Origin of the sequence: Paenibacillus sp. FJAT-27812, assembly GCF_001273905.1 — a bacterium.
Taxonomy (GTDB): Bacteria; Bacillota; Bacilli; order Paenibacillales; family Paenibacillaceae; genus Pristimantibacillus.
This window is the reverse complement of record NZ_LIGH01000001.1, coordinates 7284858-7299302: the sequence shown is the minus strand read 5'-3', so window position 1 is coordinate 7299302 and position 14445 is coordinate 7284858. Positions and strand designations below refer to the sequence as shown.

At 48.8% G+C, this 14445-nt stretch carries 10 protein-coding genes and 9 tRNA genes; 18 read left to right on the top strand and 1 reads right to left on the bottom strand.

Annotated features, from left to right (window positions below; translation table 11 throughout):
* The first annotated feature begins 230 nt into the window (after nt 1–230).
* The 18 genes from ADU23_RS31410 (at nt 231) to ADU23_RS31325 (ending at nt 13063) form a co-directional block, all read left to right on the top strand.
* Nucleotides 231–307 (top strand) — tRNA-Ile (locus ADU23_RS31410).
* Nucleotides 308–312: 5 nt separating this feature from the next.
* Nucleotides 313–388: transfer RNA gene (locus tag ADU23_RS31405), tRNA-Asn, on the top strand.
* A 9-nt stretch (nt 389–397) separates the two neighbouring features.
* Nucleotides 398–485: transfer RNA gene (locus ADU23_RS31400), tRNA-Ser, on the top strand.
* Between the two features lie 14 nt (nt 486–499).
* Nucleotides 500–574, top strand: a tRNA-Glu gene (locus ADU23_RS31395).
* A gap of 16 nt (nt 575–590) precedes the next feature.
* A tRNA-Met gene (locus ADU23_RS31390) sits at nt 591–667 on the top strand.
* Between the two features lie 32 nt (nt 668–699).
* Nucleotides 700–775: transfer RNA gene (locus tag ADU23_RS31385), tRNA-Thr, on the top strand.
* A gap of 73 nt (nt 776–848) precedes the next feature.
* Nucleotides 849–924, top strand: a tRNA-Thr gene (locus ADU23_RS31380).
* 75 nt (nt 925–999) lie between these two features.
* Nucleotides 1000–1075, top strand: a tRNA-Thr gene (locus ADU23_RS31375).
* Between the two features lie 8 nt (nt 1076–1083).
* Nucleotides 1084–1160, top strand: a tRNA-Pro gene (locus ADU23_RS31370).
* A 163-nt stretch (nt 1161–1323) separates the two neighbouring features.
* The gene (gene pdaA, locus ADU23_RS31365) at nt 1324–2133 is read left to right on the top strand and encodes a delta-lactam-biosynthetic de-N-acetylase (RefSeq protein WP_053377935.1); all 810 of its coding nucleotides are present in this window, start codon (nt 1324–1326) and stop codon (nt 2131–2133) included.
* Between the two features lie 151 nt (nt 2134–2284).
* Nucleotides 2285–4105 carry a sensor histidine kinase gene (locus ADU23_RS31360; RefSeq protein WP_231637566.1) on the top strand — a complete coding sequence of 607 codons (1821 nt, stop codon included), beginning with the start codon at nt 2285–2287 and terminating at the stop codon, nt 4103–4105.
* On the top strand, nt 4089–5714 hold the full coding sequence (locus ADU23_RS31355) for a response regulator transcription factor (protein ID WP_231637565.1): 1626 nt from the start codon (nt 4089–4091) through the stop codon (nt 5712–5714). The genes ADU23_RS31360 and ADU23_RS31355 overlap by 17 nt, the downstream gene beginning before the upstream one ends.
* Before the next feature lie 129 nt (nt 5715–5843).
* The gene (locus ADU23_RS31350; protein ID WP_053377350.1) at nt 5844–7238 is read left to right on the top strand and encodes an ABC transporter substrate-binding protein; all 1395 of its coding nucleotides are present in this window, start codon (nt 5844–5846) and stop codon (nt 7236–7238) included.
* Nucleotides 7239–7332: 94 nt separating this feature from the next.
* The gene (locus ADU23_RS31345; protein ID WP_053377934.1) at nt 7333–8232 is read left to right on the top strand and encodes a carbohydrate ABC transporter permease; all 900 of its coding nucleotides are present in this window, start codon (nt 7333–7335) and stop codon (nt 8230–8232) included.
* Nucleotides 8233–8299: 67 nt separating this feature from the next.
* Nucleotides 8300–9130, top strand: a complete 831-nt coding sequence (locus tag ADU23_RS31340; RefSeq protein ID WP_053377933.1) for a carbohydrate ABC transporter permease — start codon at nt 8300–8302, stop codon at nt 9128–9130.
* 19 nt (nt 9131–9149) lie between these two features.
* Nucleotides 9150–11261: a heparinase II/III domain-containing protein gene (locus tag ADU23_RS31335; protein ID WP_053377349.1), complete on the top strand. Its 2112-nt coding sequence runs from the start codon at nt 9150–9152 to the stop codon at nt 11259–11261.
* 18 nt (nt 11262–11279) lie between these two features.
* On the top strand, nt 11280–11594 hold the full coding sequence (locus ADU23_RS31330; RefSeq protein ID WP_053377348.1) for a cupin domain-containing protein: 315 nt from the start codon (nt 11280–11282) through the stop codon (nt 11592–11594).
* 233 nt (nt 11595–11827) lie between these two features.
* On the top strand, nt 11828–13063 hold the full coding sequence (locus ADU23_RS31325; RefSeq protein WP_053377347.1) for an MFS transporter: 1236 nt from the start codon (nt 11828–11830) through the stop codon (nt 13061–13063).
* Between the two features lie 65 nt (nt 13064–13128).
* On the opposite strand, the gene yhbH is transcribed toward ADU23_RS31325, so the two are convergent.
* Nucleotides 13129–14283 (bottom strand): sporulation protein YhbH, encoded by a 1155-nt coding sequence (gene yhbH / locus ADU23_RS31320; protein WP_053377346.1) that lies wholly within the window; start codon nt 14281–14283, stop codon nt 13129–13131.
* Nucleotides 14284–14445: the final 162 nt, after the last annotated feature.

Genomic DNA, 14445 nt, shown 5'->3' with positions numbered 1-14445 from the left:
GACGACGAGGTTGATAGGTTCGGGGTGGAAGCACAGCAATGTGTGTAGCTGACGAATACTAATCGGTCGAGGGCTTATCCTAAAACCGTTTGCTGTGACCCATACATCCAGCAGACAACAGTTAAAGAGGTTTTCAGCAAACCTAATCTTTCGTATCCAGTTTTCAGGGCGCAATTTGCCTGCCTGAACGTAAACAAAAGAACTTACATAAGGTTTAATGTTTATGCTTAGGGCCCTTAGCTCAGCTGGTTAGAGCGCACCCCTGATAAGGGTGAGGTCGGTGGTTCGAGTCCACTAGGGCCCACCATATTTTCCCTGATAGCTCAGTTGGTAGAGCACTCGACTGTTAATCGAGTTGTCACAGGTTCGAGTCCTGTTCGGGGAGCCATATTTTTTTGGAGAGATACCCAAGTGGCTCAAGGGGACCCTCTGCTAAGGGGTTAGACTGCGTAAGTGGTGCGAGGGTTCGAATCCCTCTCTCTCCGTTCCAATTTTTCAAGGCCCGTTGGTCAAGTGGTTAAGACACCTCCCTTTCACGGAGGTAACAGGGGTTCGAGTCCCCTACGGGTCACCATATTTTTTCTTAATGACGCGGGGTGGAGCAGCCCGGTAGCTCGTCGGGCTCATAACCCGAAGGCCGCAGGTTCAAATCCTGCCCCCGCAACCAAATCACCTTTTAAATGGTGAACAACTTCTTTTGCCGTTGTAGCTCAACTGGTAGAGCAACTGACTTGTAATCAGTAGGTTGGGGGTTCAAGTCCTCTCGACGGCACCATTTTTCTCAAGATGCATCTTGGATTAGCCAGATCAGCATCACAAACACCGTAATTGCTGGATATCATCCATATGCCGTTGTAGCTCAACTGGTAGAGCAACTGACTTGTAATCAGTAGGTTGGGGGTTCAAGTCCTCTCGACGGCACCATTTTTCCCAAGATGCGGCTTGGTTTAGGCCAAATCAGCATCACAAACCACCTTAATTGGTGGACATAATCGATGTGCCGTTGTAGCTCAACTGGTAGAGCAACTGACTTGTAATCAGTAGGTTGGGGGTTCAAGTCCTCTCGACGGCACCATCTTTTCTCGGGACGTAGCTCAGCTTGGTAGAGCACCTGGTTTGGGACCAGGGGGTCGCATGTTCAAATCGTGTCGTCCCGACCATTTTTAAACCAATGAAATTAACATAAAACCGCTGTCTTCAAAGTCCAATCGACTTGCGAAGATGGCGGTTTTTTTATGTGGTTATGGGGAAATATAACTGCAATATGTCGGCTCAGCGTCATATATCAATTGAACAAGGAGGGCATTGCTGTTGAAGCTCAATATGAAGGTCATGGCACTGTTCGCAGTGCTGGTAGGGTGCTTAGTAACTCCTTCCGCTGCTTTTGGGCAACCCGGAGCGTACCACTTTGGATTTAAGAAAAGCGTGGACGGCCGTTTGCCTTCAATAGATGAGGAAGGCTTTAAGCCTATTATTACGAAACATGGCGCGCTGTTTCTTGGAGACACGAATCAAAAGGAGCTCTTTTTAACCTTCGACAACGGGTATGAGAACGGCTTTACTCCACGAATTCTTGATGTGTTAAAGGAGAAGCAAGTGCCGGCCGTATTTTTCGTAACGGGACATTATGTGAAGGATCAACCGGAGCTGCTTAAACGTATGGCAATGGAAGGCCATATTATTGGCAATCATTCATGGAGCCATCCGGATATGTCCCAGCTGTCGGAGGGAAGCATTAAGACGGAGCTCGACAAGGTGAAGGAGCAGGTTGAGGTGCTTACGGGCCAGAAGGAAATGAAATATCTCCGGCCGCCGAGAGGCATTTTTAACGAACGGGTGCTTGAGGCAAGCAAACAATTCGGCTACATAAACGTATTTTGGTCGGTGGCTTATAAGGACTGGGATGTGAATGCGCAGCGGGGTTCTCAGTACGCATATAGCGAGGTTATTAAGCAGCTGCATCCAGGCGCAATCATATTGCTGCATTCGGTGTCCAAAGACAATACGGAAGCGCTTGGCAGAATTATTGACGAGGCGCGCCGCCAAGGCTATGAGTTTAAAAGCTTGGATCAGCTTGGCATGAGCAACCAGCAAGGAGAAGCAGATAATGGCTTTGACCCCTCACAGGGTTAAAGCTTTTTTTTTGCTGTTTTGCTTGCCTCCTAAATAACGAACAACCTTTAAAAATCTGCCCTCGTTCCATGGTTTGCCGCATGTTTACCTTTTGCCATTTGCATTATAATGAAATAGATTGTGTCTAAGCACGGGTACGCCATGAGAGGGGTTGACGAGAATTCAAACGAATATACGCAGAATAATGGTGCAAAAGTTTTTTTACTCCCTTTCATTGAAGCACAGAATCTGGCTGGCCTTTGTCATTTTAATTATGTTCGGCATTACGGCTACAGGGAGCATTTCGTATTTGATCGCATCGAAGGAAATTCAAAGCAATGCGCTAAAGTCCAGTCAGGACACGGTAAACCAATCTGCCCAGATCGTAAACGAGAGGCTCAAAAATATCGGCATAGCAGTAAGGGCGCTCATGTTCAGCGATCCCTTCAAGCAGGTGATGACGGATGCGCAAAATAATGACAGCAGCCGCTACTACAAGACGTGGACGTCATTGCAGGCGGTTTTCTCGCAGGTGAAATTCAACGACTCGATGATCGACAGTATTCTGATTGCTTCGCCAATCGGAGATTATTATCATACCTCGAACGTTAGAAATACGTCGCTATCGTTTTATGACTCGGATTTATACGACCAGTTTAAGGAATTGAAGCACGGCTTTTGGACGAAAGGACATGAGGACTCCTTTTTTATGGATAAGCAGCCGGTCATTTCTCTTGTCGTAGAGGGTGTAAATGACATGGGGGAAATGACATCGGATGTGTATGTCGTGATTAATATCAAGGAAGATGATTTGCTTGATCTATTTATGGAAAATCTTTCGACAACGGACAAGCAGTATTATTTCATCGATTCGGCTGGCGCAAATGTTAATCTGGCCCATACTGCTGACGATCGTTCATTAACGAAGCAGCCTGAATTTATCCGGCAGTTGAAAGAGGAGATGACAGGGTCCTTCTTTTATCGGGACAGCAAGAAGGATTATTTGGTCAATTATTCGAGGCTGGATGTCAAAGAAGACTGGATGATTGTAGGCATTCAATCGAGAGGCGAGCTGCTTGCGAAGCTGAACGGAATCAAGAAGGCAACCTCGTACGTCATACTTGGCTTCATGGTGCTTTCGTTATTCATTGCGAGCCGTTTGAGCGATTTGCTGCTCAGGCCGCTGTTCAGGCTGCATAAGCTGATGAAGCGAGTGGAGGAAAATGATCTTAGCGTACGTTTTGAAAGCGATTACAAAGATGAGGTTTCCCAGGTTGGCTTTCGGTTTAACCGCATGCTGGATGAAATCAAGCAGCTGATTAATGACGTGAAGCAACGTGAGAAGGAGAAGCGCAAAGCTGAAATCAAAGCGCTCTCTGCCCAGATGGATCCTCATTTTTTCTACAATACGTTAAATACGATCTACTGCAAATCCGTGCTTGGGGAAAACCAGGACGTGAACGAAATGATACTCGCTTTGTCGCAAATGTTCCAGCTTAGCTTAAGCGGAGGACGGGACTTGATTACGCTGAATGACGAATTGGATCATGTCCGTCAATATTTAGCCATTCAGCAAATGTCTTATGAGGATTTATTCGTCTGCCATATCGATGTGCAGCCTGAGCTGCTTGATAACAAGATTCCGAAAATTATTGTGCAGCCGCTCGTGGAAAACAGTATTTTGCATGGCTTTCAGGACCGAATGTCGGGCGGAGAAATCCATATTTACGCTCGGGCCGACGAGGATAGGCTCTATTTGAAGGTGGAAGACAACGGGGCGGGATTGCAGCCTGAGAGCATTAAGGCGGATATCATGAATCCGACTACGCACAAAGAAGGTTATGCCCTTCGAAATGTGTACCATCGCTTGCAATTATATTACGGAGACCAGCAGCGAATGGAAATAAGCAACAATGATGAAGGCGGCGCACGGATTGAGCTTTGGATTCCAAGGCAGGGTGAAGGGGATGAATCGAATGAAACAAATGGTTAAATTGTGCATTGTCGATGATATTCGCAGCGTGGTAGAAATGATCAAACATAAAATCCCATGGGGGCAATACGGCATCGAGATTGTAGGCAGCGCCATGAACGGCGAGGAAGGACTGGATGTGATCCGTCAGTCGCTGCCTGATATTATTTTGACGGATATCCGCATGCCAAAAATGGATGGGCTGGAGATGACGCGAAGAATCGTAGAGATGCTCCCTCATAGCAAAATCATCATATTAAGTGCATATACCGACTTTGAATACGCCAGGAAGGCGATTCAATACGGGGCGCTTGATTATGTCAAAAAGCCATTTTCTATCGATGATATCGTAAAGGTCGTAGTAAAGGCAAAGGAAGCGTGGGAGAACGAAAAACGTGAACGGACCCATGTCATCGAGCTGGAAAAAAAGATGAAGGAGAGCCTGCCTGCGCTAAGGCAGGAATATATGTCCTTGCTTGTCCACCATCAGACGGATGAAACGGATATCGCGCAGTGGTGGGGCTTTCTGGATCTCCCGCCTCTACAGGCGCCATTTGCAGTTATGGTTATTCAGATTGACCAATTCACGGATAAGTACGGCGGCTTAGTCGTAAAGGAGCTGGAGCTTGCGAGGTTCTCCTTGCAAAATATCGTCGAGGAAACGATTGCGGCGCATGCTTCTGCCATCGTATTTCGCGAGGCGTTTAACCGTTACGTGTGCCTCCTGCATGTGAAATCCAAGGAGCTTCTCATTCGGATAGCGGAATCTTGCTGTGAAAATATTGCGAGCCATACGAAATTCACGATATCCATCGGTATCGGACAAGAGGTCAAGCATGTTCGCGAGCTGCCTAAGAGCTATCAGCAAGCGCTCAGTGCGTTGTCCTACCATTTCTATACGGGCGGGAACGGAGCTTTCAGCTCTAATTATGGCGCGCAGGCCAGTTCTGCGGGATGGGTCTATACCGTAGAAAGCGAAAATGAGTTTTTATTCGGATTCCGTTCGGGAAACCGGGAGAAGACGATGCAATGGCTGGCGACTGTTTTTGATGAAATGCAAAAGTTGACGGTTTTGCCCGAGCCAAGCGATGTTGGGCATCTCTTTCACGGCCTCTCGCTGCGGATGCTGAGGGTATTGCTGGAGAAGCTACCGCGCGAGCATCTGTCGGAGTTTGAGTCGAAGGTGCAGGAGGGTAGAGGCGAGAGCAGAGCTTCGCTCCAGGAATATCGGCAGTGGCTCTTTGAGCTGTGCGATATTGGCTGCCGGCTCATCGATAAGGAGCGAGCAAGCGAATCTCAGAAAATTATATATCGTTCGATCGCCTATATCCAATCAAACCTGCAGCTGGATTTGACGTTGGAGCATTGCGCGAGGCAAGCGAATTTAAGTTGGGGCTATTATTCAAATTTGTTTAAAAAGGTGTCCGGAACGACCTTCCAGCAATTTGTCACGCAAGCGAAAATCGAGAAGGCCAAATCAATGCTTATCGATGATTATCAGGTGCAGGAAATCGCACAGGAGCTGGGCTATGAGCATCGGCGTTATTTTAGCGAGGTGTTTAAAAAGCAGACTGGCCTAACGCCTACGGAATTTAAAGAAACTTCGCTCGGCAGGTCGTCCAAGTCTTAGGAGGAGCCGGATCGAGAAACAAGAAATATCTGCCCCTATTCGCAAGTTAACCTCATTACCTATCCGAAGGGGATCTTTTATAGTTAAAGAGCAAGAAACAAAGATTTACCTACAAAGGGAGGATTACAAATGTATAAAAAAATCGGAACGGTCGTGCTTAGCGCGTTTTTAGCCGTTGCCTTAACGGCATGCGGCAGCGCGAACAGCAACAACGAGTCCGGCGCGACGAACAAGCCGGCGGAAACGGATGCGAGCTCTCCCCCAGCGAATAACGAGAAAAAAACAAAGATTGTTTATTGGACTGGGGATCGCCACGATATGGATTATATCAAGGAGGTCGTACAAACATTTAACGAAACCAATCAAGACAATATCGAAGTCGAAATGGTCGTGAAAACAGACGATTACAACCAAGCGATCGATCTGGCTTTCGCTTCCGGACAAGCGCCGGATGTGCTGAGGGTAAAGGAAAATACGATCCAGCCTTATGTGGCCAAAGGTTATCTAGCACCGATCGATGAGCTGATGACTGCACAGATGAAGCAGGAGTTCCCACTTATTCAAGACTTCAACCAGATCGGCGGAAAAGTCTACAGCTTGCCGAATTACGGCTCTACTTTACGGCTTGTATACAATAAGGAGTTATTCGCGAAAGCCGGCATTGCCGCTCCTCCTACGAGTCTCGCCGAAATGGTGGATGCAGCGAAGAAAATAACGGCGGTTGGAAAAGCAGACGGCGCCTACGGCTTTGCGCTAAACTTCAAAAGTCCGGATAGCGCGTTCGGCCGTTCCGCACGGGTAATCGCTGAAGTTAGCGGTATTGGGGGTTTCGGCTTTGATTTCAAAACAGCACGTTTCGATTTCTCCAGATTCAAGGATATTATTCAGGCCTACAAGCAAATGTATGACGACGGCAGCACGCTGCCGGGCATGGAATCACTGGATATTGACCCGCTTCGCGCGCAATTCGCAGAAGGCAAAATCGGCATGTATATATCCTTCTCCTCAGAGCCGGGCGTATATAAAAACCAGTTCCCTGCCAAGATCGAATGGGCGGCGGCGCCTGTACCTTCAATCGACGGCACAATCAAGGGGGCAAGCTCTTTCCTTGGCGGCCAATGGCTTGCCATTAACAGCTCTTCCAAAAACCAAGAGGCGGCTTGGAAGTTCATGGAGTACATGTACGCCGACAATATTTTGAAGACTTACCACGAAAAAGGCTTTGGCATATCAATGGTTCCATCTATTGCAGCCGTTGCGAACAAGCCCGATATTAATGGCATTGAAGGTTTCCTGCCAACGGATAATGACAGAACATGGCCGCTCAGCCCGACAGTAACGGTCGAAGGAATCAAAAGCAACGATGCGTTCTTCAAATATATGCTGGGCGATGGAGACATGGATGCGATAATCAAGGACCTGAATACAAGATACAACGCGGCGCTTGATAAAGCGATCGCCAGCGGCGAAGTGAAGGTAGAGCCGAAACCGGATTTTGATCCAATGAAGCTCGGCGCAAAATAACAGCTTTAATATTAAACGGGAAGAGGAGGGTGGAGTGCAGACTCCGCCCTTTCCTTTTCCTGAAAAAATGACAGATCGTACAGGAGTGGAAACGATGAATAAAGCGCGTCAGATTGGATTCTCCTACGTTTTCCTATTTCCGAGCCTTCTATTGACGCTTGTACTCGGCATTTATCCGCTTGGCTGGGCCATTCGCTATATGTTTTATGATTACAAGGGCTACGGGGAAGCGAAGTTTACCGGTCTATATAACTTTCAAAGACTGCTCGGAGACGCGCAGTACTGGGACTCGGTCGTAAATACATTCATTTACGCGGGCGGGAAGCTCATTATTACGATTCCGCTTTGCTTGGCGCTCGCCGTTATTTTAAATCAAAAGCTGAAGGGGCGCCAGATTTTACGGGCGATCTACTTTATGCCGACGATAATCAGCTCAGCCGTCATGGCCGTCGTGTTTTTTATTATTTTCAACTCGTATAACGGCATCTTGAACCAATACCTGCTTAAATTCCATATCATTTCCGAGAGGATAGACTGGCTCGGTCCAAAAAACGCGATGATGACAACGATTATGATCGCCGTATGGGGTGCGGTAGGCAATTATATGCTGTTATTTCTGGCAGGCCTTCAAAACATTCCGAATGATGTGTATGAAAGCGCCTCGCTTGATGGTGCCAATAAAACTCAGCAATTTTGGTATTTGACGATACCGATGCTAGGGCCTGTGCTGCAAATCGTCATTATGCTAGCCATCATTAACTCGCTCAAAGGCTATGAGACCATAATGGTACTGACTGAGGGTGGCCCAATCGGCAAAACGGAAGTGATGTACTTGTACGTCTATAAGCTGTTCTTCCCAACGCCGTCATCAGGAGCCGTCGTAGACCAGCAGTTCGGCTATGGCAGCGCCGTAGGCTTCACAACGGCCGTTATCGTAGGCATCATCACGCTTTTATACCACCTCTTGGCTAGACGAATGAATAAAATGCAATAAGGAGGACGCTATGAAGACAGAAGCCATACCCCATGTTCAGAAAAATAAAAAACGATTGACGCTTCGGATGGGCAGCATAAGCTCTCGCGCATTGCTCTGGATCTTCTTGCTGGCAACGGCGCTCCTAATCCTATTTCCTATCGTCGTCACTTTGCTCGGATCATTTATGTCCAATGCGGAACTTACGACAGGCGGAGCCATCTTGCCATCCGTGTGGCACATTGACAATTATAAGGAGGCTTGGGTTCAAGCGAACTTCTCACGGTTTACTTGGAACAGTCTCACGCTTAGCGGCGTCACGACGATAGGAACGCTTATTGTCGCTTCAATGGCAGCGTACGTTGTGGAACGTATGGCATTTCCGGGCAAGGCGCTCTTCGTAGCTTTGCAAGCTTCGACGATGTTTATTTCCATTGGCGCCGTCGTCATTAGACCGCAATACGAGCTTATGATCAAGCTGCATCTGCATACTTCATTATGGGGAGTCATCTTAATTTTGATCAGCGGGCATGCTTATATTTTCTTTATTTTGCTTAGCTTCCTAAAGGGAATATCGAGGGAGCTGGACGAGGCTGCACGGATAGACGGGTGCTCGAATGCAGGGATCTTTTGGAAAATCATTTTGCCGCTGCTTAGGCCGGGGCTTGGCGTAGGCGCGCTATTCACGTTCTGCGGCGCTTGGAATGAATATTTGCGCCCGTTAGTATTTACGATGAATTCACCCGACCTTCAGACGTTAACGGTAGGCCTTTCCTATTTGCGTTACGGGGCATCAGCCGCCGTCCAGACGCATTACATGCTGGCGGGTGCATGCTTATCCATTTTGCCGCTTCTTGTCGTTTATCTGATTGCTAACAAATCGTTTATGCAGATGACGGCAGGATCACTCAAAGGCTAAGGAATGAGGCGAAAACGACATGAACGATCAACGGCTGAATCGACTTCGAACAAACGCCTCTTTGCCTCATTTTGCAGATGCGATGATGCTGCTGCGCCATGAGGTGGAGGAGGCTTCACAGATAACGTATGGCATTGGCCCGGAGGAGCATGGCGAATGGACGCATCAGTACCATTGCCATCATGACGGGGCGCAACTCGCTTTTGATTGGAGGAAGCCCTTGTCTCATCTCTGTCCGGTCTGCGGAACGGTCTGGGCGGGTGAGCCATACGACTCGGCATGGACTTCGCTAGTCCACGTCACCATTGGAAAAGCGGTCTACAATATGGCTTTGCTTCATATGATCGAGCCCGATCCGAAGCATTTAGGACAGATCAAAACGTTTTTGACCGCATATGCAGATTATTACGAGGGATACCTGGTTCACGGAGGCATTCCATACAACGGGCCAGGCAAGCTATTTGCCCAAACGCTTGATGAGGCGCATTGGATTATGGATCTGACGTTGGGCTTTTATTGGATCCGCGAGCATTTGTCCTTAGAGGAGACGGCTCACATCCGTGGAGGGTTGCTTGCGCCTTGCGCCAGGTTTCTAATCGAGCATAAAGAAAAGCAGATCCATAATCATTCCGTGCTCATTACCTCCGCGATCGCCTCTATCGGCATTTTGCTGAATGATGAAGCGATTATCCGCTACGGCCTGGAGGGCGAATATGGCTTATACGATCAAATCAGACGCGGACGCTTTGAAGATGGATTATGGTACGAGGGCAACGTCCATTATCATTTTTATGCTTTCCAATCGCTGCTTCATTTTGCGCTGATGGCGGAAGGTACGCCTTGGGAGGTTTGGCAGACGGCAGGCCTTAAGTCGATGTTCGATTACCCCATTCATTTGATATTGCCAAATGGCGACATGCCCTCGATGAACGATGCGGGCAACAGGGCTGGCATTCATATGTACGCCCCTTTTTATGAAATCGCGCTCGACATTTTTGGTGATGAGCTTTATCGGTCGCTGCTGAATACGGCCTATGGGACGGAATGGGCAGAGGAGCCGTTCTCGGGAGCGAAGGCGGTTGCCAGAAGCTCGGCTAACGCGCTTCTATTCGGCAGAGAGCTTGCGCCTATAGAGGGAGCGAGCAGCCACCCGCTATGGAATGCTGCCCATCGGAATATTTCTTTGCCTGCTAGCGGGATTACGAAGCTGGTTAATCGCAAGGGATGGCAAGCCGTCATCAAGCATAGCAAATTCGGAGGCGAGCACGATCATATGGATCGCTTAGGCTTATCAGTCGTTTGCGGGGATATGCCACTGCTCGTTGATGCGGGTACTACCGCCTATGGCGTTCCTGCACACTATGGCTGGTTCAAGCATACTTTCTCGCATAATACGGTGTGCTTGAACGGGGCCGACCAGCCGCCCGCTGATGGAAGGGTCATCCGGTTTGAGGAGCAGCCATGGGGAGCATGGACAGAAACGGCGGTGGACTGGCTCAGCGAACAATACGAAATGAAGGATCGGATTCATTTGCCGCTTGAGCTATGTCCTTGGGATCGGAACGCCTACGAAGGAGCTGTAATCCGCCGAATCAATGCGCTTACTGATGGTTATTTGCTGGACATTGTAAGCGTTACGGTGCCGGAGCGCCGGAAAGTAAGCTTTATGAATCATTTTAGCGGCATGCTCGCAGAAAATGGAGCAGCCTCGTGGCAGCTGACAGATGATAGACTTTGCGCACTCGACCAGAGATGGCTGAAGCAAAAGCGCAAGCTTATGACATCCACAAGGGCAAGTTCGTTTCATTACCAGCTTGAGGAAGGCTGTTTACGGCAGTTATTTTGGAGCTCTCAGCCTTGCGACATTTATACGGCCTTGACGCCAGACAATCCGCCTGATCGAGACCGAACGTCCATCGTCATGCGGGCGGATACCGACCAACGTATTGTATTTGTACAAGCGCTGTTATATGATTCAAACCATAAGACTGATCTGGATGCATTTGATTCGTTGGCTGTAAATATGCTGGCTGATAATGAATACCGCATTGTGATAGCGACAGCGGGAGAAAGGCAGGCGTACTCGCTTTTTTGGCACGAGAGCGGAGCGGAGCTTGCTAAATGTGATTGAGTGAAGGGAGATAGGACGATGAGCAACATCGGAATATGGGAAAATGCGGAGCCGGGAGTAACCCGTAAAATATTGCAGCCAGGGAATAGCCTTATGCTAATGGAAGTGCACTTTGAGCAGGGCGCGGAAGGTTATGAGCATTCTCATCCGCATGAGCAGCTAAGTTATTGCCTAAAGGGCGCTATCGAATTTACGATCGACGGCGAGAAGCGGATTGTACGGCAAGGGGAATCTATCGTTATTCCGAGCGGAGCGCTGCATGGGGTAAGAGCCTTGGAGGTTTCGGCTTTGCTTGATGCCTTTACCCCTCTGCGCGAAGACTTGATTAAATAAAAAGAGCGATTAAGGATTAGCACTGAAAAATAGCTGTGTGACAAAGGATCAATAGGTTGAATGAAGCTGCTCAAACGGTTGATATAAACCGTAGGAGCAGCTCTTTTGTATGTAATTTCCTTCTAAAGCGTGTTACTATGGGCAGACTATGTGTAAATAGTGGCAAAGCAGGATAATAAATAAGTAAAGTAACCAGCTATATCGAAACGGGAATGAATAAAGGGGCTTTGAACATGAAAAATATGGCTTTAATGCGCGACCCGAAGCACCGGAAATTGTTGTTTAGCGCGGGGCTTAGCTGGCTGTTTGATGCTATGGAGGTTGGGATGATTTCATTCATCGTAACCGCGCTAGCTGCTGAGTGGCAGCTCGGTGCGCAGCAGATAGGCTTGCTGATGGCTATTAATTCAATTGGCATGGCTGCCGGCGCAGCGATATCGGGATTGATGGCCGATCGCTACGGCCGGCGCGCGATTTTGCTATGGACGCTTCTTATATTCTCGCTCGCAAGCGGCTTGTCCGCTTTGGCAACGGGCTTCATTGCCCTATGCGTGCTGCGGTTTGCAGCGGGGTTCGGGCTTGGCGGGGAGCTGCCGGTCGCTTCAACGCTTGTTTCGGAATCGGTGCCCGCGAAGGAGAGAGGCCGTGCCGTCGTGCTGTTAGAAAGCTTTTGGGCATGCGGCTGGATCGTTGCGGCGTTAATCGCCTATTTTATCATTCCTGCATACGGCTGGAGGATGGCATTTCTAATTGGTGCATTGCCTGCACTATATGCCTTGTATTTGAGACGAGCGATACAGGATTCTCCACGTTTCAAAGCACGGCGCGAGAGTGCGTTGACATTCGGTGATCGGATAAAGTCGCTGTGGTCAGCGAAGCATCGCAGCGCAACCATTACGCTGTGGATTCTCTGGTTTACGGTCGTCTTTTCGTATTATGGCATGTTCCTATGGCTGCCATCGGTCATGGTGCTTAAAGGTTTTGACCTGGTCAAAAGCTTTCAGTACGTGCTGATTATGTCGCTTGCCCAGCTGCCGGGTTACTTTACAGCCGCTTACTTCATCGAAAAATTCGGCCGCAAATTTGTGCTCGTTGCTTATTTGATGCTGACCGCCGGAAGCGCGTTGTGGTTCGGCAACGCGGAGACGGAGGGAGTGCTGATCGCATCCGGCATCTGCCTCTCCTTCTTCAATCTCGGGGCATGGGGCGGGATGTATGCCTATACGCCAGAGCTATATCCGACAGCGGTCCGTGGGACAGGCGTAGGGTTTGCTGCGTCATTTGGGCGAATCGGCGGGATCATCGGACCTTATCTAGTCGGTATGCTGGTCGCGCGGAAAATGGCGATACCTTCGGTATTTATGATATTTTTTGTAACGATTATCGTTGGAGCGCTAGCCGTTCTGTTTTTTGGCAAAGAAACAAAAGGGACGGACCCTGACAAAGACATGAGCGATACAATCGCTTAGCAGGAGCCTTGTTTGGATAGTAAAAACCCGCCTTGCCGCATGAGCTGCAGGGCGGGTTTTGCTCGTTAAGCACCGCTTACTTGTTTCGAGAAGAACGTTTTAAGCGCCTTGTAAACCTCGCCTTTTTCCTTTATGACGGAGTACATAAATTTTTTGTGGCTGATATGCTTATAGGCCGACATTAACGTACTGCTTCTGTTGTACTGATTAACCTCGCCGTAGCCGAACATATTGCTTCTCTCCATTAGCTGACCGATCAGCTTCACGCAGCGCTCGTTATCCGAGGTAAGATTGTCGCCGTCAGAGAAGTGGAACGGGTATATGTTCCAGTTTGAAGTCGGATAGCGGCTGTCGATGACCTCGATCGCTTTCTGGTAAGCAGAGGAGCAGATGGTGCCACCGCTTTCACCGCGGTTGAAGAACTCCTCCTCCGTAACCTCCTTGGCTTCCGTATGATGCGCAATAAACACGATTTCCACATGCTCATACTTGCGGCGCAGAAAACGCGTCATCCAGAAGAAGAAGCTGCGGGCGCAATATTTCTCAAAGGACCCCATGCTCCCTGACGTGTCCATGAGGGCAAGAATGACGGCATTCGATTGCGGCTTAACGATTTCATTCCACGTTTTGTAACGAAGGTCGTCAGGCGAGATGCCCCCAATGCCGGATTTGCCTGCGTTGGCGTTGCGCCGCAAGTTTTCGATCAGCGTACGTTTCTTGTCGATATTGGACATAATGCCTTTTTTGCGAATATCGTGAAAAACAATTTCGGTCGTTTGTAATTGGTCCTTTTGCTTCTGCTCCAGATTAGGGAGCTCGAGCTCCTCAAATAGCATATCCTCCAGCTGGTCGATGCTTATCTCGGTATCAACGACATCCTCGCCTGGCTGATCGCCCGCATCCTGACCTTTGCCCGGTCCCTTGGCGGCTTGCGGATCGACCCCTAACACGTCGCCAACCTGTGAATCTCCATCGCCTTGTCCCACGTGCTGCTTCTTGTTGTAGTTGTATATAAAGTGGGATTCGTCGAGACTTTTAATGGGGACCTTGATCGTGCGCCTGCCATCGGACAAAACGATGCTTTCGTCGGAAACCAGATCGGGAAGGTTTTGCTTAATTGCTTCGTGTACCTTCTCCTGATGTCGCGCTTGATCCTCATAGCCTTTGCGGTGGAGCGACCAATCCTCACGGGATACAACAAACAGCGGCTCTGACTCCATTTCCCTCACCTCATTCCATTAAATTCATGCTGCAGCAAACAAGACACCTGAAATATCGCTTCCTAATTTCTTGTCTGTTACTCAATATATTCAAGAGCGGAGCGGTTATGTGAAGGAAAATTAGTCCATTTCTAGCAATCTATCGAATGGCTTGGCCAGCTC